A 25,245-nucleotide genomic window follows, 5' to 3' on the forward strand; every position below is an offset into this window, starting at 1 on the left:
GGGAAAAATGGGTGAAAGGTTTACATTTAAATTAGATAAGCTTTTAGATATGAGAGTGAAAAATGAAGAAGAGTCAGTAAGACTTTTTAAAGATACACAAAGAGAAAAAATGGTCTTAGAAGAAAAACTTGATGATATGAGGAATGACTATGATAGATACAGAGGTATCAAACCTGGTGAAAGCATTGTATATCAGAAAATAAAAAGAAATTATATGACAGCTCTTAATCAGGGAATTGCAGAAAAGGAAAAAGAGCTTGAAATTAAAGACCGAGAGCTTGAAATAAGACGTGATAACTTAAAACAACGAACAATCGAGAGAAAGACAGTTGAAAGGTTAAAGGAAAAGAAATATGAAGCATTTACTAAAGAGCAAGACAGAATTGAGAGAGTTAATAATGATGAATTTGCATTATATGCATACATAAGAAACACTGAAAGGGGGTGAGAATAAGTGAATATAGGAAAAATCAATTTTAGTACAGACATTAACTTATCTGAAAGTAAAGTTAGTTATAAAAATGATAGACAGCAAAACTTTAAAGACTACTTTGATAACTCAGTGAAATTAAAGGAAGATGATAAAAAGGCTGACTTAAGACAAGCTGATTCTGTTGATAACAATAGAAATGTTAAAGCAGGTGATTCTAGAGAAGAAGTAAAGAATGTTAAGTCCACTGAAGACAATGAAAAAGTTGATGGAAAAGATGGGGACAGAGACACAAATACTTCTAAAGAAAAATTAGAAGAAGTAGTTAAAAAGCTTGAAGATCTTAAAGATGAATTAGCTAAAATGCAAAAAGATAACAAAGGTGATAGCAAGAGCATAGAGGATTTGCTTTCTGTTATAAATTCATTAATATTAGCGCTTCAAAACCTTAAGGATCAGAAAAATGGTATTTCTGAAACTCAAGGAGTAAATGGTCAATTAACAAATACAATGAATTTATTGGGGGGACAGAGCCTTCAAAACTCACAAGATTTATCTTTAGCGGATATTCAAAACAAGGCTTTATTTACGAAAGTTAATGATATTATCCAGGAGTTAAAACTAAATCCTGTTCAAAATGGTGAAACGGGAAATATTAGTGCAGAAATAGTTAAGTTACTTACTGATATGGATGGTGGAGAACAGTTTAAAGACATCTTATCTAAGTTACAAGACGTAGTAAAAGAAATACCAAAGGCTATAAGTGATGTGACAAAAGATATGAATACTTCTAACGTAAGTAATCAGGTTTACATAACTGATTCAAAAGTAGAAGAGGGTAATGCTAAAGCTGCGGATGAAACTACGATAAAGAATAATAACTCTTCACAAAAAGGTAATGAAAATGGCTTGGCAAGTGTTGGTAAAACTAATGCAGATGCTACAAGTATTACAAAAACTGTAGATGTTTCTTCTAATACTGACGGAAGCAAAGAAGAGAGTAATTCTGAAAGTTCAAAAGAAGATGACTTTTTACAAAGTATTCTAAAGGGAAAAGGGAACGACAACTTTGATAAAGTAGCACAATTAAATCTTAATAGAGTACAAGTTCCAGTAGATAATGTAGTTAATGAAGCACAAAGTATTTCTAAGGCTAATATTACTCAAGATGTAATAAAGACTATTAAGTTTATGGAAACTTCAAGTTTAAAAGAGCTTACGGTTAAGATGAACCCTAAAGATTTAGGTGAAATTACTATTAAATTAGTGGCTCAAGGAGAACAGATGAAAGCTACTATAAATGCATCAAATAAAGAAGCGTATGATTTATTAAATTCAAAAGTTCAGGAGATAAAGAACACTCTAAATACTCAGAACATTAAAATTGATGACGTAAATGTTTCTTTAAATGATAACTATACAGCTTTTAGTTCAGGACAAGAAAGTTTTGGAACAGAAAAAGGAAATGATGGAAGAAGTAATTCATCAGGTAAAACAGAAACTCCTGAGATTACAGAAATAACTGATGAGACTGAAGAGACTCTACTATATAATAATTTAAATAAATTAGCATAAGGAGGTATATATGGGAAATCCACTTAATTCCGCAACAGTGCCTACTAGTTACACAGGAGCTAGAGCAACTGATAGAGGTACTTCAATAGTTAAACCAGGAAGCGATATGGATAAGAATTCATTTCTTAAGATATTATCAGCTGAGCTTTCAAACCAAGATCCAACTCAAAACCAAGATTCAACACAATATATTTCGCAAATGGCTCAGTTTACTTCAATGGAACAAATGGCTAACTTAAACACTACAATGTCAAACTTTGCATCAAACTCCTTAACTGGAAAAGGTGTAACTCTTAAAGAATTAGATGATAAAGGAAATCCGATAACAGGAGTAGTACAGGCTGTAACAAATCAAAATGGAAAAACAACATTATCTGTTCAAATTAATGAAAATGGACAAAATGTATATAAAGATTTTGATATGTCAGACGTTGTGACAGTATTAGAAGTTCCAGATTATTCACTACCTGCATTATCAAGTTTAAACGGGAATATGAGCTTATTAATGGCTACAAGTTTTATCGATAAGAAGGTTCAATTAAGTGATAAAGATAGTTCAGGTAATTATATAACAGGGGTAGTTGTGGGTGTTACAAAAGACAATGGTGTTGTAAATATAAGAATGAAAAATGATTCAACTGGCGAGATAATTACAGTTGGCGTCGACAAAATAACAAAGGTAGATAAACAATCTGAATCTGGAACTACAGCATAGTAAAATAAGATGAGTTACAGAATAATAAATGGACATGCTTATCCTATAGGAAATTTTCCGGAGCCTAAGGAAATTACAAGAAGCAGTGAGACAAGTAATACAAAAAGTAGTTTTAAAGAAATACTTAAAAATGAAATTAAAAATAGTACTTTAGGAAATAAGGAAGGTTTTACTCTCTCAAATCATGCAGCTGAGAGATTAAGTGAAATTAATTTCACACAAGCAGACTATAAAGAACTTGAGAAGGGGTTAGGAAAAGCTAGAGAAAAAGGTTCAAAAAATACCTTAATGTTATATAAAGACGTAGCTATAATCGCTTCAGTTCAAAACAATACCATAATAACAGCAGTTGATAAAACAAGGGCACAGGAAAATGTGTTTACAAATATCGATAGTGTAGTAATATTATAGGCTGGACCTTATTAGGAAGCCTAAGCCTGTGGAATGACGGAAGCAGGAAAAAATGAATTTATGGAGGTCAAAAAATGTTAAGATCAATGTATTCAGGTATAGCTGGTATGAAAGCTAACCAAACTAAATTAGATGTTATAGGTAATAATATATCAAACGTTGGAACAACAGCTTTTAAAGCTTCAAGAGCTACATTCCAAGACACATTATATCAAACAGTTAAATCTTCAATGTCACCAAACAACAACCAAGGTGGAGTTAATGCTCAACAAGTAGGTTTAGGTGTTCAACTTGCAAGTATTGATACTATAATGACTAACGGTATGATGCAACCTACAGGAAGAGCATTAGATGTTGCTATAGATGGGGATGGATTCTTCATGGTTAGTAGCGGACCTACAGTATTTGGCGATAAAACATTACAAGTAAGCCAAAGAGCTGGAGCACACAACATAACAGAACAATCACTTGCAACATCAGGTTCTCAACTTATGTACTCTAGAGATGGAGCATTTGTACTTGATGAAGAAGGTAATCTTCTTACTGCAGATGGATATAGAGTAATGGGTTACTCTCTAACAAACGATGATAATGGAATAGATGCATCAGGATTATCGCCAGCAGAGGAATCAATTGGAGACCTTAATTTCTCCTTCGGACCAGGATCACAACTTAATGGCTACAGTATAGCATTAGGTGAAGTTGGACCAGGTACTGTAACTTCAGCTACAGTAGACAAAGTAAGTAAAAAGATAATTTTAAGTGGAGATTTTTCTACAAATTCAACTTTAAATTCAGATCAAGTGGAATCAGCTCTTAATAAAGGTATATCAGCAGCAGGTATATCACAAAGAATTAATGTAAAAGGAAATATACCAAGATATGCTAACTTAGGTAGTGATCAAATTCTTGGAGGATCTGATGATACAGCTCCAAGTTCACTTAATTTCTTAGGTGTTAATTTTAAGTTTGAACCAGGTTCTAAGTTAAATGGATATTCCTTTAAATTAGGAAAGGTATCAGATCCAGCTACAACTGCAGATATTACTGGAAAAGTAATTACAATTAATGGAGACTTTTCAAATGGAACAGTAACTGCATTAGATATTATAAACGCAGTAAATACTAAACTTGACTCAGTTGGTGGGTTCAACAAACTTTCTTCTGATTATACAGGTTCGGTAACAAGTGGATTATCACAACTTAAAGATACCTTTGATAGTACAGGTAATAATGGAAGTGCACCAACAGCAGTAACTGCAGCAGGATATGGTATTACTTTCACAGGAAAAAGTTCAGCTTTAAATGGATTTAAAATAACAGTTGCTGATGATAAAACAAAAACTCCAAGTGTAACAGTAGATAGAAGTCAAAATACTATTACTATAGTTGGAGATTTAGCTGGAGCTGGTGTAAATTCAGGAACTCCATATAGTGCAGCACAGCTTCAAACTGACTTAAATAATAAATTAAAACAAAGTGGAATAGATCCAACTGTATTAACTACAACAGTAGGAGGAAGCTTTACAGGAGCAGCAAATTCAACTACTACTGTAACAGTTGATAATGCAGGTAAAGAATTTACAGCACCTACAACAGTAGATTTCCTTGGCTTAAAAGTAACTTTACCAAAAGGCTCAACTTTTAATGGATATACTATTAAAGCTGGTGACTTAAATGCAACTGTAACTAATGTTAATGTGGATACAGCAACAAACACAATAACAGTTGATGGACCATTCTTACAAGGAACTGTAACAGCAACTGATCTTGCAAATCAATTAAATTCAAAGCTTACACCAGCACCAGTAGCACCAAATTTAGCTGCTGTAACAGGAAACTTAACATCACTTTCATATCAATCAGATATAATTGATGGTGGTTCTGATTTAAAAGCACCAGGAACTGTAACAGTAGATGGTATGACATTCGCACCAGTTCCAGGAGGTTCTTTAAATGGATACACAGTAAGAATGGGAACTGTAACTGCAGGAACTAAAACAAGTGCTGATGTTGATGAAAAATCTAAGACAATCACAATTAATGGTGATTTCCAAACATTTGGAGCTACTGACGTAGCAACAATACAAAATGCTGTTAAAAAAGCACTAGCTGGAAAGAGTATTTCTCAAGGAATTACTGTTTCAGGAGTACCAGGATTAGTACAAGGAGAAACTCAAAGAACAAGTGGGGGTACTCCAGTACAAAGTATTGATACTGATGGAACAATAGAATATGTTGATGGAACAAAGGATCTTAAAGCATATGATGAAAAGCTTAAAACTTTAAGAATCCCAGAAAGTGTTAAGGTTCCAGGAACTAGTGAAACTTTAAAAGTTAAGTCTTACACAATAGATAAAACTGGAGTAATTAAAGCAGTTCTTGAAGATGGATCCGTTGCCGCACTTGGTCAAATAGCAATTGCCGGATTTAAAAACCCAGAAGGTTTAAGTAAATTAGGTAAGAACCTATATGCACAATCAGCAAACTCTGGAGAAGCAACAGTAAAGAGTGGATTAGAAACAAAGGGTGAGGATAACTCACAAGGTTTTGGAGATACTGTACAAGGGATGCTTGAAATGTCAAATGTTGACTTAGCAGAACAATTTACTAACATGATTGTTACAAATAGAGCGTTCCAAGCTAGTGGAAAGATGATTACTACTGGTGATGAAGTTCTACAAGATATAATTAACCTAAAAAGATAAAAATTAGACTATTAGGGAGCTTCTCTTTGAGAAGCTCACTAATATAAATTGGAGGAATTATGATAAAGTTAACTGGTATGAATGGAAAAGATTTTCTTCTTAATGCTGATCATATTGAAAAAGTAGAAGAAGTTCCTGAAACTTTAATAACATTAACCAATGGAAGAAAGTACATAGTGTTGCAATCTACAGAAGAATTAGTTGATGAAGTAATAAAATATAAGAATAAGATATTCAACATAAAGATCTAGGAGGCGCTAATTGATGAAAAAATCAGATAACCTAACTTTCATTGGGCTTATCCTAGGTGCAATTGTACTTATCATAGGGATGGCCATAGGAGGAAATAGTTTACTGATATTTTTGAATATACCAGCTTTATTTATAACTGTAGGTGGGTCAATTGCAGCATTATTCGTAAATTATTCGGTAGCAGAAATAAAAGATATAGGAAAATTATTTGGCCAATCGTTAAAAGAGAACAAATTTACAGGTGTAGACCTTATTATACAATTTTCTCATTTCTCTAAAAAAGCTAGAAAAGAAGGATTATTATCGTTAGAAAACGATATAGCTATTCTAGAGGATGACTTTATGAAGAAAGGTCTTCAAATGGTAGTGGATGGGTTTGAAGCTGATACCATCAAAGAAATTTTAGAACTTGAAATTGATGAATTGGAGAACAGACAAGAAAAGGGAGCTACTATTTTTAAAGCCTGGGGAAGTTATGCACCAGCTTTCGGAATGATAGGTACTCTTATTGGGTTAATCCAGATGTTAGCGGGACTAAATGATTTAAACACAATTGCATCTGGAATGGCAAAAGCATTAGTTTCAACGTTTTATGGTGCAATAATTGCATATTTATTCTGTAATCCAATTTCACAAAATCTTTTAGTTAAAAGTTCTAAAGAAGCTTCCTTTAGAGGGATGATTCTTGAAGGGATTCTTTCAATCCAAGAAGGAGTAAATCCTAGGATAATTGAAGAAAAATTAAGCACTTATTTATCACAAAAAGACAGATTAGAATATTTAAGATGGAGTTCTTCTATAGAAGGAGAGAGTCTAAATGGTTAGGAAAAGAAAAAATAGAGGTGGACAGTTGAGTGGTGATGAATGGTTAGGAACATTTTCACACACAATAACGATAGTACTAATATTTTTTATACTTCTATTTTCATTTTCGTCAGTAAATGAAAATAAATTAAAAGGAGTTTCAGAGGCACTCAATAATATTGTTAATGGCGGAGGAACTAATATTTTATCAAATAATCAAAGTACTCCAGAAAGTGACAAAGTAGACACATCTAAAGTTACTACAGAAGATACATCATCTGTAAATACAAATAAACAAATGCTTAGCAAGGTAAATGATTTTATTAAAGAGAACAACCTTGGGAGTGTAACAGAGGTAAAAAGTGACAAGAGAGGAATTACTATAGACCTTAAGGATACAATATTGTTTGAATCCGAGAAGGCTGATTTAATTCCAGAGAGTAAGAATGTTTTAGATAAATTGAGTACACTATTATCATCAATTAATAATGAGATTATTATTGAAGGTCATACAGATAATGTACCAATTAACAATTATAAGTTTTCATCAAATTGGGAATTGTCTTCTATAAGAGCTGTTAATATTGTTAGATATTTTACTGAAGTAAAAAAACTTGAACCATCAAGGTTTGAAGCATCTGGATATGGTGAATTTAGACCTTTAGTAGATAATTCAACACCAGAAAATAGAGCGAAAAATAGAAGGGTAGATATTTTGATAGTTGCAACTAGTAAAGGAGAGTAAGGGATTATGGCAGAGAAAGAGAAAAAAGATAAGAAAGAGAAAAATGGTGGAAAAGGCAAATTTTTAATATTAGTGATTTTAATTGTTGCTGTGGCAGGAGCTGGAACATTTGGGGGAGTTTATTTTTACATGAAATCCCATGGATCGGCTGCTGAAAAGACTGTTGAAACAACTTCATTTGAACTAAGTAAAGAAGGTCAATTAATTAATCTTAAAGACAAAAGATATGTTAAAGTTAAGGTAACTCTTGTATATGATATTAAAAATACAAAATTGGCAGAAGAACTTACAACTAAGACGCCAATAATTAAAGATAGAATAATTAATATTTTTAACTCCAAGACTGCAGATGAAGCATTATCTAATAAAATAGCAATTCAAAAAGAATTATTGAAACCAATTAATGCAGAGTTAACTAAGGGACAAATTATTGAAGTTGTCTTTGATGATTTTGTAGTTCAATAAAGGGAGATAAAATGACTGATACAATTGAATTAGTATTTAGATTAGCTATTGTATTACCATTAATATTATTTTTACTAATAATAACATTAAGATATATAAATAAAAAATCAAACACTTTAACTAATGGAAGATATCTTAATGTAGTTGAAAGAATTCAAATTAGTAAGGAATGTTATATAACTATTGTAAAGATGGGAGAAATAGGGGTTGTTATGGCTGTTTCCCCGGGAAATACTACAGTAGTAAAAGAATTATCAAAAGAAGAATTAGAAAGTATCATGAGAGATAAAAAACAATCTCAGCAAGAACTTATAGATACATATCAGAAGTACGTATTAGCTTGTTCAGATACATTAAAGGATAAATTAAAGAAATTTAGAGATAGAGGAAGAGGCAATGAATAAGAAAAGAGTATTTAAATATTTACTAGTTTTTTTTGCAATATTTTTAACATTTAGTAATAAGGTTTTAGCAGCTGAACCTCAGTTTAATGTATCTGTTAATCCTGGTACTACTCCAACTGATTTTGTAACAGATATAAAGTTACTTATTTTCTTAACAATCTTGACATTATTACCTTCATTTATAGTTATGGTAACATCATTTACAAGAATTGCAGTGGTATTATCATTTCTAAAAAATGCATTAGGCGTTCAGCAGGCTATACCATCACAAGTTATGGTTGGACTCACCTTATTTTTAACATTATTCATAATGCAGCCAGTATATACAGATATAAATGCAAATGCACTTCAACCTTATATGCAGAATAAAATTACTCAACAGCAAGCAATTGACGCAGGGTCAAAACCTTTAAGGGAATTTATGTTGAAACAAACTAGGCAAAAGGATTTGAAGTTATTTATTGAAACTTCAAAACTTGATCAAACTAAAATCGATAAGGATAATGTTCCACTTTATGTAGTGGTACCTGCATTTGTTATTAGTGAGCTAAAAACTGCATTCCAAATAGGATTCTTGATTTTCTTACCATTCTTAATAATTGATATGGTAGTAGCATCAGTTCTTATGTCCATGGGTATGTTTATGTTACCACCAGTAATGGTGTCCTTACCATTTAAATTATTACTATTTGCAATGGTTGATGGATGGTATTTAGTTGTTAAATCTCTAATTATGAGTTTCTCGTGAGGTGTACAAATGAGTGAAACAATGGTTTTAGGAATAGTAAAAGATACATTAGTTACTGCACTTAAGGTATCTGCTCCATTTTTGGTAGTAGCGCTTGTAGTTGGATTAATAATAAGTATTATTCAGGCTACCACACAAATACAAGAACAAACATTGACTTTTGTTCCTAAGTTAGTTGCTATTGCAGCTGTAGGATTAATTTTAGGTAGTTGGGTTTTACATCAACTTCTTAGTTTTACGGAGAGAATATTTCAAATAATTGCAACAGTTGCAAAATAGGAGGAGAATCTTGATTAACACAGTATATTTTTTAGCAATTTTCTTGATTTTTCTAAGAATAGGTTCTTTTCTTATTATAAGTAGAATATTTTTTCCATCAGGAACACCAAATGTAGTTAAAGTATTTTTTGCATTTATTTTATCATATATGATAATAACAGGAATAAATTATGATCAGCTTAAGACAATTAATGATAATTTTGCGCTGATTTTTAATTGCGTAAATGAAGTAATGACTGGAATAATGCTCGGAATTATTGTGAATTTATGTTTTGAATTCATAAAGTTTGCTGGTGCATGGATGGATATACACATAGGGCTTAGTATGATAAACTTGTTTGATGTAACATCTCAAAGTAGCTCCACTTTGCTTAGCAATATATTTCATTGGATTGCACTAATGGTTTTCTTTTTAATAGATGGACATCATATGTTAATAAGGGCATTAATTGAAAGCTTTAACGTTGTGCCTCTAGGGCAAACAATTGTTTATCAAGATACTTTAGATCAAGTATTTTTAGCTTTTAGTAAATATTTTGTAATAGGTTTGAAAATAGCAATACCAATTGTATTGATAATTATAATTGCAGACCTTTGTATGGGTTTAATTTCTAGAACAGTTCCACAGTTAAATGTTATGATACTGGGAATGCCTTTAAAGATATTAGTAGGATTTTTAGCAATAATGGTTGCATTACCAACATTAGTTAAATTTATTATTGGTGCATTTAATGTGTTGCCTGATATTTTTAAAGGAATTTATGGTGCTGTCCCCATGGTTTTAATCTTTGCAGATGAAAAAACTGAGGAAGCAACCCCTAAGAAGAAAAGTGAATCTAGAAGAAAAGGTCAAATTGCTCGTAGTAAAGATGTTAATCTATCATTAACGCTACTTGCATGTACTTTACTCATATCACTATTAAGTGGGTATATGGCTAATAATTTTAGAAGTGATATGATTTATTTTCTCAGCGAAAATTTTAATAAACAGCTTACAGAACTTACTGCAAGAAATTATATCATAACAGCTCTTTATAGAATTGCAATAAATGCATTACCAATTATTTTACCAATTACAGTAGCAGGGGTAGTGGCATCATTAATGCAAACAGGCTTTTTAATTACTGGTGAATCAATAAAACCATCACTAGGGAAGCTGAATCCTTTAAAGGGATTTAAAAATATGTTTTCTAAAAGAAGCTTTTTAGAATTAGGTAAAAATATTATCTTAATAATTTTAATCGGATATTTAAGCTATAGCTTTGTTATAAGTAATTTTAATAGCATATTGAGTATGGGAAGTGTTTATTTACCCTCAATAGGAATAGAAATAAAATCATTAGTAATGGGGATATTTACCAAAGTAACCTTATTGATGATTGCATTGTCTTTAATGGATTATATTCTACAGGTGAGAATATTTAATAAAGAGATGAGGATGTCAAAACAAGAAGTAAAAGAAGAATATAAGCAAATGGAAGGAGATCCTCAAATTAAGGGTAAAATAAAGCAAAAGCAAAGAGAAATAGCTTCAAGAAGAATGATGCAAGCTGTTCCAGATGCAACTGTAGTAATTACAAACCCTACACATATAGCTGTTGCATTAAAGTATGAAGAAGGCGGAATGGAAGCTCCTAAAGTAGTGGCAATGGGTGCAGATCATGTAGCTATAAAAATAAAAGAAATAGCAAAAGAAAATAAAATTCCAATTATAGAGAATAAGCCACTTGCTAGAGCAATGTTTGATACATTAGATGTTGACTCAGAAGTTCCTGCAGATATGTATCAAGCAATTGCAGAAATTTTAGCTTTGGTATACAAAATGAAAAAGTCGTAGTATAAAAGGATGGATGAATATTTATGGAAGCCTTTGGTAAAAATAAGTTAAAAGATAATATAGGAGTAATATTTGCCTTTTTAGTTATTGGAATAGTACTTATGATTATTATTCCATTGCCTACATGGTTATTAGATATTTTAATTGCAATAAATATTACTGTTTCAATTGTAATTATATTAACTACAATGTTTACAACAAATGTATTGCAATTATCTGTATTTCCTACGTTGTTATTAATTACTACATTATATAGGTTAGCACTTAACATAACATCTACAAGACTTGTATTATCACAAGGTGATGCTGGAACAATAATATCAGCATTCGGTGGTTTCGTTGTTGGTGGAAACTACACTGTAGGTATAATAATATTTATTATTATTATGGTTGTTCAATTTATAGTAATTACTAATGGTGCTGGTAGAGTATCTGAAGTATCTGCAAGATTTACTTTAGATGCAATGCCAGGAAAGCAAATGAGTATTGATGCTGATTTAAATGCAGGGCTTATTGATGAAGCTGGTGCTAAGAGAAGAAGAGAAGATCTACAATTAGAAGCAGATTTTTATGGAGCAATGGATGGTGCTTCGAAGTTTATTAAAGGTGATGCCATAGCAGGTATAATTATTACATTAGTAAATATACTTGGTGGAATAATAATTGGTGTACTTCAAAGAAATTTGCCATTAGCGCAAGCAGCACAAGATTATGTTAGATTAACAGTTGGAGATGGACTTGTATCTCAGATTCCTGCATTATTAATATCTACGGCTTCTGGTATATTAGTTACACGTTCAGGATCAGCGGATAATCTTGGAGAAACTTTAGGTAAACAATTAACAGCCTTTCCTATAGTTTTGGCTATGGCTGGAATAATTACATCAATAATAGGATTACTTCCAGGATTTAACCCGATCCCCTTCTTTATAGCAGGAGGAGCATTAGGAACTGCATCATATTTCCTATTCAAAGAAGAAAAGCAAAAAGAAGAGATGGAATTTCTTCAAGCTGAAGATGATCAAATGGAAATTGAGAGCAAGGAGCCGGAAAATGTTATGAATTTAATTTCTGTAGAGCCTATGGAAGTTGAAATAGGATATGGATTAATTCCTTTAGCGGATGAAAGTATTGGTGGTGATTTACTCCAAAGAATAGCATCTGTTAGAAGACAATGTGCTATTGAAATGGGGATAATAGTCCAACCAATAAGAATAAGAGATAATCTTCAACTAAAAACTAATGAATATGTAATTAAAATTAGGGGTACGGTGGTAAATTCGGCAGAATTAATGTCTAGTATGCTTTTATGTATGGATCCAACAGGAGAAAGTACAGATATTCCAGGTATTAGAACTATAGAACCTACTTTTGGATTGCCAGCTGTATGGATAAATAAAGATCAAAAAGAAGAGGCTGAAATAAGAGGATTTACAGTTGTAGACCCTACTACAGTAATGGTTACACATTTAACTGAAACAATTAAAGCACATGCGTTTGAGCTTTTAGGAAGACAAGAAGTTAAGATGATTGTAGATAATACTAAAGAAAAATACTCAGCTGTTGTAGAAGAACTTATACCAGATTTACTTACTATTGGAGAACTTCAAAAAGTATTACAAAATCTTCTTAAAGAGAAAGTTCCAATAAAGGATATGGTTACAATTTTAGAGTCTTTAGCAGATAATTCAAGAAATACTAAAGATCTAGAACTTTTAACTGAATATGTTAGATTTGCGTTATCAAGAACAATATGCAATGGGTTAATAGATGAGGACAGAGCAATAACAGTTGTTACCTTGCAACCAGGAATTGAAGATCTAGTCGCAAATAATACTCAAAAATCAATACAAGGTTCATTCCCAGCAATAGATCCAGATACAACTACTAGAATATTCAACGGAATAAGAGATGTGGTTGAAAGAATTAATTTCTATAATAATCAACCTATAATTTTGGTATCGCCTAAAATAAGACCTGCGTTTAGAAGGCTTATAGAGATGGTATTTCCTCATATAATGGTTATTTCATTAAATGAGATACCAAATGATGTAGAAATTAGAACCGAAGGAGTTGTAACTATATAGATGATAATAAAGAAGTACATAGTAAAAAATATGAATGAAGCTATGACAAGAATAAGATATGAACTAGGGAAGGATGCCGTAATTCTTAGCAATAGAAAGATAAGAAAAGATGGAATTAAAGGTTTTTTTTCACCTAAATTATTAGAAGTTACAGCTGCAGTTGAGAAGCTTCCGGAAGCAAAAACTGAAAAGAAAAATAAAGGTGAAGTTGAAAATTCCATTGATTCTTTAAGAAAGATAATGGAAAGAGAAATATCTAATAGAAGTACTGAAAATAGAGACTCACTATTTGAAGAAAATAAAGCAACTGAAAGTATTAAAAAAGATACTTCAGATAGTCAGCTTAAAAACGAAATGCAAGAAATCAAATCAATGCTTGCTAAGGTCATTGATAAAGATGAAAATGCAATAAAAGATGAGTTTGATGAGTTCTTAGATGAAAGAGATATTGAAGAAAAATATATACAAGATTTTAAAAATGATTTAAATAATAATCTATCTTTTGAGGATAAAAAAGAACAACTTAGGGAATATCTAAGAAATATAGTACAAATTGATTCTAAACCATTATCCGGAAGAGTAGTATTTATAGGACCAACTGGGGTAGGCAAGACTACAACAATTGCAAAAATTGCAGGAAAGTTATCATTGATAGAAAGAAAAAAAGTAGGCCTTATTACTATTGATACATATAGAATTGGTGCTGTTGAACAATTAAAAACATATGCAGAAATAATGGGTATAACCTTAGAAGTAGTAATTACACTTAAAGAGATGGAATTAGCAATAGAAAAACTAAGTGATTGTGATGTTATATTAATAGATACTACTGGAAGAAGTTCTAAAAATAAGATGCAATTATCTGAATTAAGAGCTTTTGTTGAGAAAGCAAAACCGGATGAAACATATTTAGTAATTTCATCAATAATTAAAAATAAAGATATAGAAATTATACTGGATGGATATAAATTATTAAGCTATGATGGTATAATAGTAACAAAGCTAGATGAAACTTCTGTGTATGGTGGATTAGTTCAAATAATAAAAGAATCTAATACTCCAATATCATATATTACTACGGGTCAGTCAGTTCCAGAAGATATTAGAGCTGCTGACAAAGAAGAAATAGTGAAACTTATTCTTGGGGAGGATACTGTATGCTAGATCAAGCTGTAAAACTCAGAGAATTAGCTGGTCAAGATTTAGGAAAAACCAGAAGTAAGATTTTAACTATTACCTCTGGAAAAGGTGGAGTAGGTAAAAGTAACATAGTAATTAATCTAGCTATTGAACTTCAAAAGCAAGGAAAAAAAGTTCTAATTTTTGATGCTGATATTGGAATGGGAAATGATGATGTCTTAATGGGGATATTCCCTAAACATACTTTGTTTGATATCTTAAATGATGAAATGTCCATTGATAAGGTTTTAGTTGAAGGGCATATGGGGGTTAAACTTTTATCTGGGGGTTCGGGTATAAATCGAGTTGAAGATTTATCTGAAAGAGAGAGAGAAAAGTTTTTAGATAAGATTCAAAAACTAGATGAATATGATTATATTCTTATTGATACAGGAGCAGGAATTAATAGAAGTGTATTAGCATTTATTTCTTGTTGTCAAGAACTGATTGTTGTTACAACACCTGAACCTACATCATTAACAGATGCATATAGCTTATTAAAAGCAACAAAGCATTTTAAAATCAAAGACAAAGCAAGTGTAATAGTGAATAAATCTCTTTCGTTCAAAGAAGGTCAAGATACCTTCAACAAGTTCAAAAGCGCAATTGATAGATTCTTATTTTTAGAAGTAGACTATTTGGGTGCAGTTCTTGAAGATAGAAAACTTGTTCAAGCAGTAAGAGAGCAATCACCATTTACCATATCATATCCTAACAGTGATGCAGCAAGATGCATTAAAGATATTGCTAAAAAATTAGAAGGGGAAGTAAATAATCAAGCCAATATTGGAGCAAATGGATTATTTAAAAGAATTTTTAGTATATTTTCTTAGGGGGAAATGATGAAATCACTTAGAATTGGGTTAAATAGGGTTGTATCAATATTTTGGAAAGATGAAAAAGTATATAAGGCAAGTGTTCAAGATGAGGAAGAAGGTTTCTTCTACATAAATTTGCCAGTTTGTGACGGAGAGTATTTATTCTTTGTAGAAGGGCAGAAACTATCGATGCTCTTCAATGATGAAAATAATATATATAAATTTGAAACTACGGTTATAAAAAGAACTTTAGTTAATCAAATGCCATTGTATAAACTAGAAATTCCAGAAAATTATGAAAAAGTTCAAAGAAGAGATTATGTAAGAATTGAGTTTGTACAAAAATTACAATATGTAAGATTAAGTGATAAAAATGAAGAATTAGATGATGAGTATAAAGCAGCATTACTACTAGATATTAGTGGTGGTGGATTAAGAATGAAATCAAAAGAAAAGAATTCTATAAATGATAAAGTTCTAATAAATATTTCTTTTGAAAATGAAATAGTTGGCATAATAGGAAGAATAGTTAGAATAAGTAAATCAGAAGATAAAGAATTTATATATGGAATAAAGTTTGATGAAAATCAACGATCTTCTAGGGAAAAAATAGTTAGAATAGTATTTAAATTAATGAGAAAACAAAGAGGGTTAGTTTAGAATTTAAGGGGGAAAGACCATGGAATTAACTGTACCTGATCAATCAAAAGAACAGTTAGTAGAAAAATATATACCTTTAGTAAAATATATAGCTTCAAGGGTAATAATAGGTAAAACTAAATATATTGAGTATGACGATCTATTGGGATATGGTATGGTAGGATTAATGGATGCGATTAATAAGTTTGATTATAGCAGGGGAATGAAATTTTCAACGTATGCATCTATAAGAATTAGAGGTTCTATGATTGATGAAATACGAAAGAATTCCCCCATCACAAAAGGTGCTATAGATAAGCTCAATAGATATAATGAAGCGGTGGAAAACCTTCAAAGGAGATTGCTTAGAGAACCTACAAATGACGAAATTGCAAAAGAGCTAGGTATTTCAATTAAAGATATTGGAGAAATAGAAGGTTACATAAATTATATTTCTGTTCTATCATTAGAAGACATAATATTTTCAGATGATGAAGATGTTACTGTAAAAGGAATGATTCAGGATAAGAATAGTCCTTCACCAGAAAAAGAAATGGAGGATAAGGAAGAAATAGAAATGTTACAAAAATCCTTAGAAATGCTCAATGAGAAAGATAGAATGATACTTAGCCTTTATTATTATGAGTCATTGACTCTTAAGGAAATTGGGAAGGTACTTGAAGTATCAGAGTCAAGAGTTTGTCAATTACATAGTAGAGCAATAAGAAATCTAAGAAGTAACATGAAAACTTTAAATTATACATAAAAAAAGAATTAAGACTATACATAAAGTGGGTGTGCTATGGCAGTTTTCATTATAATAATATCTATTGCTCTAATTTACATAAACTATAGAGCATTGAAAAAAGATAATAATTCAAGTTTTAGTGACATATTGGCTCATAAGGAAGAAAATATTAGTGATATACAATATGAAGTTGGTAAATTGAGACGAGAGTTTAGTGAAACTATTCTAGAACTCCAAAAAGAGATTATTGAGTTAAAAGCTAGGGACAGAGGCAATGAAAGTAATAAAGATGATTTAGATATAAAGAAAAATGGTACATATTTCGATAATGAAAATGTGGAAGAATTTGAAGAAGTTGATGAGAATGAGACTATACAAGTAAATGATTCCAATGGCGATAAAGATATTGAGCTATCTTCAAAAAAAGAGTATTCTAATGATATAGAAGAAAATAAAGTTGATGAAGTTGATGAAAATCAATCTAAAGACAAAGTAGAGTTAGTTAAGGAACTAATAAACAAAGGGTATGATGATGATAAAATATGCGAAAGCCTTTCAATTGGAAAGGGGGAAGTACTATTAATACGAGGATTGTTAAAAAATTCAAAGAATTAATTAATTTTTTAAGTGATAAAAAATTACTAATGGGAATTGGAATTGGTATGATTTTAGCAACAATACTAATGTTAGGATTTAATAGGAACAAGGAACTTTCAAAAAGTCAGATTGAAGAGAAGGCAAGATCATTTGGAATGTTATATGAGGATGAATGTAAAGTGATTTTTAATAAGGATGTGACAACAAAATGATAAGAGGATTATATACGGCAGTTTCTGGATTAGTTTCACTAGAAGCTAAACAAGATTCAATAACCAACAACTTAGCAAATGCAAATACAAATGGATTTAAAAGTGATGATGTTAAATTAAAGAGTTTTAAAGAAGTTTTAATTGAGAATAGAGATAAGGTTTCTGGCGGAATGAATGTAAGAAACCAACTAGGTTATTTAAGCTTAGGATCAGCTATAGATGGTACATATACAAAATGGACTCAAGGTTCAATTAATGATACTAATAAGGATACAGATTTTGCAATTGAAGGTGCTGGATTCTTTGTAGTAAGAACTAATACACCTGAAGGTGTGAAAGAGCATTATACCAGAGATGGGAGCTTCAGGATCGATGCTCAAGGGTATTTAACTACTAGTTCAGGTGATGCTGTTATTGGGACCAATGCATCTGGTGCACAAGGGCCAATATATGTTGGAAATGGTAAACTTGCTGTTGATGGTAGTGGAAATATTAATGTTGATGGAAAACCATCAGGTAAATTATTAACAGCTAATTTCCAAGACTACGGTACTCTTAAAAAAGTTGGGGACAACCTATACGAAGGACAAAATCCAAATTACCAAGCAAATACTTCTATTAAGCAAGGTGCATTAGAAAAGAGTAATGTAAACATAATGAGCGAAATGGTTGATATGATTTCGGTAATGAGAAGCTTTGAAAGTAATCAAAAAGTTATACAAACTATTGATGAAACTTTGGGTAAAGCTGCAAATGAAGTTGGAGCTGTTAGGTAGGAGGATGATGTATGTTTAGAATATTATGGAATTCAAAGAGTGCAATGAATGCTAATCAAGAGAAGTTAGATTCTATTTCAAATAATTTAGCTAATGTAAACACAACTGGTTATAAAAAAGTTGATGCTCAATTCAAAGATTTACTTTCAGAATCGTTTGATAGATTAGGCTATCCTGTAAATGATAAAGACGCATACACTGGAACAGGCGTTAGAACTACAGAGTGGTCAAGAGATAAAACTCAAGGACCTATGCAGGAAACAGATATACCAACTGATGTGGCGATAGATGGAAAAGGTTACTTTAGAATACAAGCACCAACAGGTGAAGTAGCTTATACTAGAGCTGGTGCATTCAACATAGATCCAATGGGGAGACTTGTAGACTCAAATGGAAACAAGCTATATGTTGAATATGCTAATGGATATTCAGAAGGAAATCCTAAATTAGATAGCAAGAATTTAGTGATAAATCAAGACGGAAGCATTTTGCAAAAAAATGGAGGTAAGTCTGAAAAGATAGGAACTATTCCTTTGTATAATGCAGTCGGTGATGATTCTATGGTTTCAATTGGAGAAAACTTATATTCACCAAAGCCAGGAGTAAATATGTTTAGAGAAACTGATGCTGATATAAATCAAGGTTATTTAGAAGGATCAAATGTTGATATGGCTCAAGAATTTACTGATATGATAATTACTCAAAGAGCTTTTCAATTAGCATCAAAAGGTGTTACCACTGCAGATGAAATGTGGGGCATGGTAAACAATATGAGAGGTAAATAGCATGTTTAATATGTGCTAATTTTAAATAACTATATACTTGTTTGTATATAGTTATTTTTTATTTTATAACAATATTAAATAAATAAATAAAAAATGTTTGGCCTTATAGCCAAACATTTTTTTATTATAATGATGTTATTGTATTAGTTAATGGTGGTATTACCTGCTTCTTTCTTGATAATACACCAGGTAAGAATGCAGTATTATCTACAAGATTAATATTAAATGTATGCTCAACAATTTCAGGTCTAGAACCAGCAACTAAAATTTGAGAACCTTCATTTAAGATATCAGTTAGTAGTAATACAACAAGCTGTAAGTCATTTGCAGCAGCTTTATTATTCATGTATTCAAGCATCTCAGCTTTTAGTGGCATAAAGCCTTCTATATCCATTGTATTAACTTGAGCTACACCAATTTTGGTATCTTCTATGGTAAAAGGTTTGAAATCTTGGTTGAATATTTGTTCAACAGTCTTTCCTTTTAATGAAGTACCAGCTTTAAACATTTCCTTTGCGAACTCTTCTATGTTTATTTCAGCGATATTGGCAAGTCTCTTACATATGGTTTTATCAACCTCTGTGCAAGTAGGACTTCTGAATAGCAAAGTATCTGAAATTATAGCTCCGCATAATAGCCCAGCAGCTTCTCTAGATGGTCTAATACCATTTTCAAAGAATCTCTTAGCAACTATAGTTGAAGTTGAACCAACAGGCTCATTTCTAAAGTAAATAGGGTTACTAGTTTGTATATCAGCAACTCTATGATGATCTATAATTTCTAGTATTTCAGCATCTTCAAGTCCATTGATAGATTGACTTCTCTCATTATGATCAACTTGTATTATTTTCTTTTTGAAGTTTGGTATCAAGTGATATCTAGAAACTGTTCCAATAACCTTGTTATTAGTATCAATAACTGGATAGTTTCTAAATCTAGTTTCTGCCATTACACTTCTAATATCATCTACTAAGTCATCAGATGATATAGTAACAAGCGATTCTTTTGCCATTACAAAATCAACAGGTATAGATTGAACAACCAATCTTGAGGCTGTGAAAGAATCGTGTGGTGTTGATATAACTGTTATATTATTTTTCTTAGCTTCCTCAAGTAATTCATCACTTAGGACAAAAGATCCAGTTAATATAAGAAGTGATACCTTGCAGTCAATAATTGCTTCTAAAGCTTCGGCTCTGTCCCCACCAACTATAACAACATCACCCTCTTGAATATATTCTTTAAATCCTTGAGGTTGCATAGCAGCAACTAATATCTTTCCAGGGAATACTTTCGTATCTTCATTTATTGTAAGAGGTTTAGCTGATAGAGTATCAACTATATTATCTATAGTAGTCTTACTCTTAGCTAAAATTTTATTATCCCATATATCCATATAACTAGAAACAATGTTAGAAATAGATAATATACCAATTAAATGTGTATTAGAATCAACCACAGGAACTGATTTCATATTTTTTTCTTTCATTATGTTCCAAGCTGTTTTTATTGAAATATCTGCCCCAAATGGAGTGAATCTGTCGAAATTCAAATCTTTTACCTTTAACTTAATTGTTTCTAAGAACATTGGTTTTTCGACATTAAAAAAGTCTAATATGTATTGAGTTTCTTGATTTACGTTACCTAATCTTACAGGTATTGCAGGAAGTTCTCCCGTTTTATTTTTAAATTCCGCATATGCATAAGCAGCACAAATAGAATCGGAGTCTGGATTCTTATGGCCAGTTACATAAATTACATCTTTCATTAAATTGCCTCCTTAGTAGTCACTTTATAGTATTATTCTAAATTTAAATGTTGTAATTGTAAAGGGGACAGAGGAATCAATATTATAAAAAGACAAGAATTTTTGAAATTAGCAATTTTATTTATAAGATTTTATATTTAAAAATTTTTCATAATTAATATATGTATACACATATATTAAGTTAAAGGCAATATTAAAGGAGGAGCATAAGTGATTGAAGAAAAAGAGCTCTTATTAGGATTAACTAATAAAGAAGCAGAGTTTAGAATGAAAAAGTTTGGACCCAATGAATTAACTAAGGGAAAAAAGAAATCGCCATTTATGGTTTTTATATCTCAATTTAATGATTTAATGATTTGGGTATTATTAGCATCAACAGTAATATCTTGTTTCATGGGTGATACTGCAGATGCCATAACAATTATTATAATTGTGCTTATAAATGGAATTTTGGGATTTATTCAGGAATATAGAACAGAAAAATCACTAGATGCATTAAAAAGTTTAGCAGCACCAACTTGTAAGGTAATAAGGGATGGAAATATGAGAGTCATAAATGCAATAAATTTGACAGTTGGTGATTGGGTTGATTTAGAAGCTGGGGACAGAGTGCCAGCAGATGGTATATTAGTTGATGGAAATGGACTAACAGTTGATGAGTCTTTATTAACCGGAGAGTCAGTCGGGGTAAATAAAGATACAAGAGACAAGCATGGAAATGTATATATGGGGACAACGGTACTAAAAGGTAAAGGTTTAATGAAAGTTTCAACTATAGGTATGGGGACAGAGATGGGAAAAATAGCAGGACTCCTTCAAAATATAGAGGAGGAAAAATCTCCATTAAAGGACAGACTTGAGTCATTAGGAAAAGTATTAGTATTCTTATGTTTAGGAATATGCGCAATTGTAACAGTAGTAGGTGTAGCTAGAGGGAATAACCTTGGAGATATGTTCTTATTGGGGGTAAGCCTAGCTGTAGCAGCTATTCCAGAGGGACTTCCTGCCATTGTTACCGTTTCTTTAGCACTTGGTGTATCACGTATGTTAAAACGAAATGCGTTAGTTAGAAAACTACCAGCTGTTGAAACATTGGGTTGCACTTCGGTAATTTGCTCAGATAAAACAGGAACATTAACTCAAAATTCAATGACTGTCAAAGAAATATATATTGATAATAAAATATACAATTTAGATAAAGGAGAAAAGGTAAGAAATGAGGTATTTATTAAAACATTAATATATTGTAATGATTGTAATTATAATTTAAGTGAGAAAAATATTGATAAAGCTTTGCATGGAGATCCAACAGAAACAGCATTAGTTAAAGCTTTTTTTAAAGACGTACAATTGTTAAAGACATTTATTAGCAATAAGAGAAGAGTATTTGAAGTACCTTTTGATTCAAACAGAAAGATGATGTCAGTAATTATTAGGGAAAATGGAAAGGAAACTTGTTACACTAAAGGGGCTCCAGAAAAAGTTTTAGATAAATGTAGCTATATAGTTGAGGATGGAAGAATTAAGCCATTAACTTCAACAAAGAAAAAAGCAATATTAAATTGTGTTGATAGTATGTCCAATAGGGCTTTGAGATGTCTAGCTGCAGCATATAAAGATGGGTTTTTAGAAAAAAATGATGGCTTGGAAAAAGGGTTAATCTTTATTGGAATAGTAGGAAGTATAGATCCTCCAAGAGAAGAAGCTAGAGATGCGGTATTACAATGTAAGCTTGCAGGAATAAAACCTGTTATGATTACTGGTGATCATAAAAATACAGCTTTTGCAATAGCTAAGGCATTAAGCATTTGTAATTCAAGTGATAGTGTATTAACTGGTGATGATATAGAGGCATTGAGTGATAGGGAATTGGAGAGAGAGGTAGAAAAGGCAAGGGTATTCGCGAGAGTAAACCCTAACCACAAATTAAGAATAGTAAAAGCCTTAAAAAAAAGAGGTAATATAGTAGCAATGACTGGTGATGGGGTAAATGATGCCCCTGCAATTAAAGAAGCAGATATAGGAATTTCAATGGGAATTTCGGGGACAGACGTAACAAAAGAAGCATCTTCAATGATATTAATGGATGACAATTTTACTACAATTGTAGCTGCAGTAGAAGAGGGTAGAGTTATTTATGATAATATAAGAAAGTTTATAAGGTATCTATTGTCATGTAACTTAGGAGAGGTATTAACAATGTTCCTTGCTTCAATTTTTTATATGCCAAACCCACTTACACCAATACAAATCTTATTTGTAAATCTCGCAACAGATGGTTTGCCAGCAATTGCCTTAGGAGTAGATCCTCCAGATAAAGATATAATGTCTCAGAAACCTAGGGATAAAAAAGAAAGTATATTTGCAAGAGGACTTACTGAGAAAATTATGGTGAGAGGAACACTTATAGGTATATGTACATTGATGTCTTTTATAATTGGACAATACTTAGGCTTTGATTTGAAAACCTGTAGAACCATAGCATTATGTACTTTAGTAATGTCACAATTAATTCATGTATTTGAATGCAGATCAGAAAGACATTCAATATTCGAAATTAAACTCTTTACTAATCCTTATTTGTTGGGTGCGGTTCTAATTTCGATATCTATGATAATGTGTATATTGTATATTCCATTTTTTAGAGATGTTTTTCAAACACAAGCTTTAAGCCTAATGAATTGGGGAATAGTTATATTCTTCTCAGGAATAATTGCAACTATAAATTCAATTTATTTATATATTAAAAGGTAGAACAAATTAGAATGGAATCTTAAGGGGACAGAGGGAGAAAAAGTAATAAAACCAAAATTTAATATAGATCGATGTATATCACCATTCATTAATGACAATAATCACAAATATTAGAAGTTAAATTAATGGATGGTGATTTTTTGTGGCTAGAACATCTAGAATTAAGAGAAAACATGGTATATATCATATTATGGTTAAAAGTATACCAGAATTGAGATTATATAATGATAACGAGGATAAAGATAAATATCTTAAAATTATAAAAGAAAAGCAGGTGTTATTTGGGTTCAAAATTTATGCATTCTGTATTATGAGTAATCATGGACATTTTATAATAGACTCGAATGGGGCAGATATTTCTGAAATAATGCAATCTATAAATTCGAAATATGCATTTTATTTCAATAGAAAATATAAAAGAAATGGGCATCTTTTTCTAGATAGATTTAAAAGCAAATTAATTAATGATGATAGATATTTGTACTTATTGTCACTATATATACACAGTAATCCTAAGGATATTAATATATATAGAAACTCATTAGAAAATTATTATTATTCTAGTTTATCAAACTATTTTTATGGAAGAAAAGATAAATATAATATTGTTGACACAAGTAGAATATTGTTTTTATTTTCAAATAATATTAAAACTCCAAGGAAAAATTATAAATTAGCCATTGAAAACTACAACAAGCTGAAACATCAGGATATTAATTTTAAAAATGATATAAATAAGGAAATAGTTGAGCTAAAGAATAATAAAAGCAATGGTAGAGATTTAAAACATTCCATAGATAAAATAACTAATTATCTAAGTGAAAAATTTATGATAGATAAATCACTTATGAATTTAAAATATAATAATGAAGTAAATATTGTAAAATCTTTTTTGTTTCTTTTTATGAGGTGTTTTTGCAAAATGAAGGTAAGAGAAATATATGATATTTACAATAATCATTCAATAAATACAATATATAAGCTAAGTAATTCAGGAGTTGCTCTTATGCTTAAGAATCCCAATTACGCATATATAATGGATGAATATTTATCAGTAATATAAAATAATTAATAATTTTTTATTACTAAAACTATTTCTAACAATGGATTTACTGTGATACCTTTTATATTAGGTGGTGCTAGATTGAGCTGTAATTGATGGGGTAAGCTGATTTATTAGGTTATGAAAAAGTACAAATTGTAGATGGGAATAATTAAGATACATTTGAAACATAAACAATATAAATAAAGCTGGGGACAGAGGAAGTAAAAATTTCTTCCTAAATGGAGCAGCAACTCGTATAATTAAAGGGAGCTACAAGCTTATTTTAATGGCATACTGTGAAATGGATAAAGAAGAGGTGAAAACTCATAAACCAAAGGTAGTAGTTCTGGAAGCGGGAAATAATATTAGTTTAGTAACAAGTTATGAAAAGTATGAGGGATTTTCGTAACTTTTCATATGATGTCGTGAAATGAATGAAATTATAAAATAATAATGTAAAAGTT

General features: G+C 30.9%; 26 protein-coding genes. 25 read left to right on the forward strand and 1 reads right to left on the reverse strand.

Annotation, left to right across the window (positions count from 1 at the left end):
• Window positions 1-7: 7 nt before the first annotated feature.
• From fliJ to L1S47_RS08890, 22 genes are all read left to right on the forward strand, one after another.
• Window positions 8-448 (forward strand): flagellar export protein FliJ, encoded by a 441-nt coding sequence (gene fliJ, locus L1S47_RS08785; RefSeq protein ID WP_238883223.1) that lies wholly within the window; start codon window positions 8-10, stop codon window positions 446-448.
• Between the two features lie 6 nt (window positions 449-454).
• The gene (locus tag L1S47_RS20735; RefSeq protein WP_238883224.1) at window positions 455-2,005 is read left to right on the forward strand and encodes a flagellar hook-length control protein FliK; all 1,551 of its coding nucleotides are present in this window, start codon (window positions 455-457) and stop codon (window positions 2,003-2,005) included.
• A 10-nt stretch (window positions 2,006-2,015) separates the two neighbouring features.
• Window positions 2,016-2,720 (forward strand): flagellar hook capping FlgD N-terminal domain-containing protein, encoded by a 705-nt coding sequence (locus L1S47_RS08795; RefSeq protein WP_202768313.1) that lies wholly within the window; start codon window positions 2,016-2,018, stop codon window positions 2,718-2,720.
• A gap of 9 nt (window positions 2,721-2,729) precedes the next feature.
• Window positions 2,730-3,131 carry a TIGR02530 family flagellar biosynthesis protein gene (locus tag L1S47_RS08800; RefSeq protein ID WP_238883225.1) on the forward strand — a complete coding sequence of 134 codons (402 nt, stop codon included), beginning with the start codon at window positions 2,730-2,732 and terminating at the stop codon, window positions 3,129-3,131.
• 74 nt (window positions 3,132-3,205) lie between these two features.
• Window positions 3,206-5,839, forward strand: a complete 2,634-nt coding sequence (locus tag L1S47_RS08805) for a flagellar hook-basal body complex protein (protein ID WP_238883226.1) — start codon at window positions 3,206-3,208, stop codon at window positions 5,837-5,839.
• Between the two features lie 59 nt (window positions 5,840-5,898).
• The gene (locus L1S47_RS08810) at window positions 5,899-6,090 is read left to right on the forward strand and encodes a flagellar FlbD family protein (protein WP_202768316.1); all 192 of its coding nucleotides are present in this window, start codon (window positions 5,899-5,901) and stop codon (window positions 6,088-6,090) included.
• A 13-nt stretch (window positions 6,091-6,103) separates the two neighbouring features.
• Window positions 6,104-6,916: a motility protein A gene (locus tag L1S47_RS08815; RefSeq protein ID WP_238883227.1), complete on the forward strand. Its 813-nt coding sequence runs from the start codon at window positions 6,104-6,106 to the stop codon at window positions 6,914-6,916.
• Complete coding sequence (locus tag L1S47_RS08820) at window positions 6,909-7,640, forward strand: OmpA family protein (protein ID WP_238883228.1); 732 nt, start codon at window positions 6,909-6,911, stop codon at window positions 7,638-7,640. The genes L1S47_RS08815 and L1S47_RS08820 overlap by 8 nt, the downstream gene beginning before the upstream one ends.
• A gap of 6 nt (window positions 7,641-7,646) precedes the next feature.
• Complete coding sequence (fliL, locus tag L1S47_RS08825) at window positions 7,647-8,105, forward strand: flagellar basal body-associated protein FliL (RefSeq protein WP_238883229.1); 459 nt, start codon at window positions 7,647-7,649, stop codon at window positions 8,103-8,105.
• Between the two features lie 11 nt (window positions 8,106-8,116).
• A complete protein-coding gene (locus L1S47_RS08830; RefSeq protein ID WP_238883230.1) occupies window positions 8,117-8,509 on the forward strand; it encodes a flagellar biosynthetic protein FliO in 393 nt (130 codons plus the stop codon).
• Window positions 8,502-9,257, forward strand: a complete 756-nt coding sequence (fliP, locus tag L1S47_RS08835) for a flagellar type III secretion system pore protein FliP (RefSeq protein WP_238883231.1) — start codon at window positions 8,502-8,504, stop codon at window positions 9,255-9,257. The genes L1S47_RS08830 and fliP overlap by 8 nt, the downstream gene beginning before the upstream one ends.
• A gap of 9 nt (window positions 9,258-9,266) precedes the next feature.
• Entirely contained in the window at window positions 9,267-9,536 is a 270-nt protein-coding gene (fliQ, locus tag L1S47_RS08840) for a flagellar biosynthesis protein FliQ (protein WP_238883232.1), read from the forward strand.
• Window positions 9,537-9,546: 10 nt separating this feature from the next.
• On the forward strand, window positions 9,547-11,373 hold the full coding sequence (locus L1S47_RS08845; protein ID WP_238883233.1) for a fused FliR family export protein/FlhB family type III secretion system protein: 1,827 nt from the start codon (window positions 9,547-9,549) through the stop codon (window positions 11,371-11,373).
• 23 nt (window positions 11,374-11,396) lie between these two features.
• Entirely contained in the window at window positions 11,397-13,460 is a 2,064-nt protein-coding gene (gene flhA, locus L1S47_RS08850; protein WP_238883234.1) for a flagellar biosynthesis protein FlhA, read from the forward strand.
• Window positions 13,461-14,624: a flagellar biosynthesis protein FlhF gene (gene flhF / locus L1S47_RS08855; RefSeq protein ID WP_238883235.1), complete on the forward strand. Its 1,164-nt coding sequence runs from the start codon at window positions 13,461-13,463 to the stop codon at window positions 14,622-14,624.
• On the forward strand, window positions 14,618-15,472 hold the full coding sequence (locus L1S47_RS08860) for a MinD/ParA family protein (protein ID WP_202768326.1): 855 nt from the start codon (window positions 14,618-14,620) through the stop codon (window positions 15,470-15,472). The genes flhF and L1S47_RS08860 overlap by 7 nt, the downstream gene beginning before the upstream one ends.
• Window positions 15,473-15,481: 9 nt before the next feature.
• Window positions 15,482-16,117, forward strand: a complete 636-nt coding sequence (locus L1S47_RS08865) for a flagellar brake domain-containing protein (protein WP_238883236.1) — start codon at window positions 15,482-15,484, stop codon at window positions 16,115-16,117.
• Window positions 16,118-16,136: 19 nt separating this feature from the next.
• Window positions 16,137-16,862 carry a FliA/WhiG family RNA polymerase sigma factor gene (locus tag L1S47_RS08870; protein ID WP_202768328.1) on the forward strand — a complete coding sequence of 242 codons (726 nt, stop codon included), beginning with the start codon at window positions 16,137-16,139 and terminating at the stop codon, window positions 16,860-16,862.
• A gap of 36 nt (window positions 16,863-16,898) precedes the next feature.
• Window positions 16,899-17,459 (forward strand): hypothetical protein, encoded by a 561-nt coding sequence (locus tag L1S47_RS08875; RefSeq protein WP_238883237.1) that lies wholly within the window; start codon window positions 16,899-16,901, stop codon window positions 17,457-17,459.
• 29 nt (window positions 17,460-17,488) lie between these two features.
• On the forward strand, window positions 17,489-17,653 hold the full coding sequence (locus tag L1S47_RS08880; protein ID WP_202768330.1) for a hypothetical protein: 165 nt from the start codon (window positions 17,489-17,491) through the stop codon (window positions 17,651-17,653).
• Window positions 17,650-18,429 carry a flagellar hook-basal body complex protein gene (locus L1S47_RS08885; RefSeq protein WP_238883238.1) on the forward strand — a complete coding sequence of 260 codons (780 nt, stop codon included), beginning with the start codon at window positions 17,650-17,652 and terminating at the stop codon, window positions 18,427-18,429. Before L1S47_RS08880 ends, L1S47_RS08885 begins: the two co-directional genes overlap by 4 nt.
• 11 nt (window positions 18,430-18,440) lie before the next feature.
• Window positions 18,441-19,214 (forward strand): flagellar basal-body rod protein FlgG, encoded by a 774-nt coding sequence (locus tag L1S47_RS08890; protein ID WP_238883239.1) that lies wholly within the window; start codon window positions 18,441-18,443, stop codon window positions 19,212-19,214.
• A 124-nt stretch (window positions 19,215-19,338) separates the two neighbouring features.
• Here the strand turns inward: L1S47_RS08890 and L1S47_RS08895 are convergent, their stop codons facing one another.
• Window positions 19,339-20,982: a putative manganese-dependent inorganic diphosphatase gene (locus L1S47_RS08895; RefSeq protein WP_238883240.1), complete on the reverse strand. Its 1,644-nt coding sequence runs from the start codon at window positions 20,980-20,982 to the stop codon at window positions 19,339-19,341.
• Window positions 20,983-21,192: 210 nt separating this feature from the next.
• Here L1S47_RS08895 and L1S47_RS08900 point away from each other — a divergent pair, with 210 nt between their 5' ends.
• From L1S47_RS08900 to L1S47_RS08910, 3 genes are all read left to right on the forward strand, one after another.
• Window positions 21,193-23,736 carry a calcium-translocating P-type ATPase, PMCA-type gene (locus L1S47_RS08900; protein ID WP_238883241.1) on the forward strand — a complete coding sequence of 848 codons (2,544 nt, stop codon included), beginning with the start codon at window positions 21,193-21,195 and terminating at the stop codon, window positions 23,734-23,736.
• 142 nt (window positions 23,737-23,878) lie between these two features.
• Complete coding sequence (locus tag L1S47_RS08905; protein ID WP_238883242.1) at window positions 23,879-24,799, forward strand: transposase; 921 nt, start codon at window positions 23,879-23,881, stop codon at window positions 24,797-24,799.
• 178 nt (window positions 24,800-24,977) lie between these two features.
• Window positions 24,978-25,190, forward strand: a complete 213-nt coding sequence (locus L1S47_RS08910) for an aspartate 1-decarboxylase (RefSeq protein ID WP_373689054.1) — start codon at window positions 24,978-24,980, stop codon at window positions 25,188-25,190.
• Window positions 25,191-25,245: the final 55 nt, after the last annotated feature.

Origin of the sequence: Clostridium sp. YIM B02551, from assembly GCF_022324735.1 — a bacterium.
GTDB classification, from domain to species: Bacteria; Bacillota; Clostridia; order Clostridiales; family Clostridiaceae; genus Clostridium_T; species Clostridium_T paridis.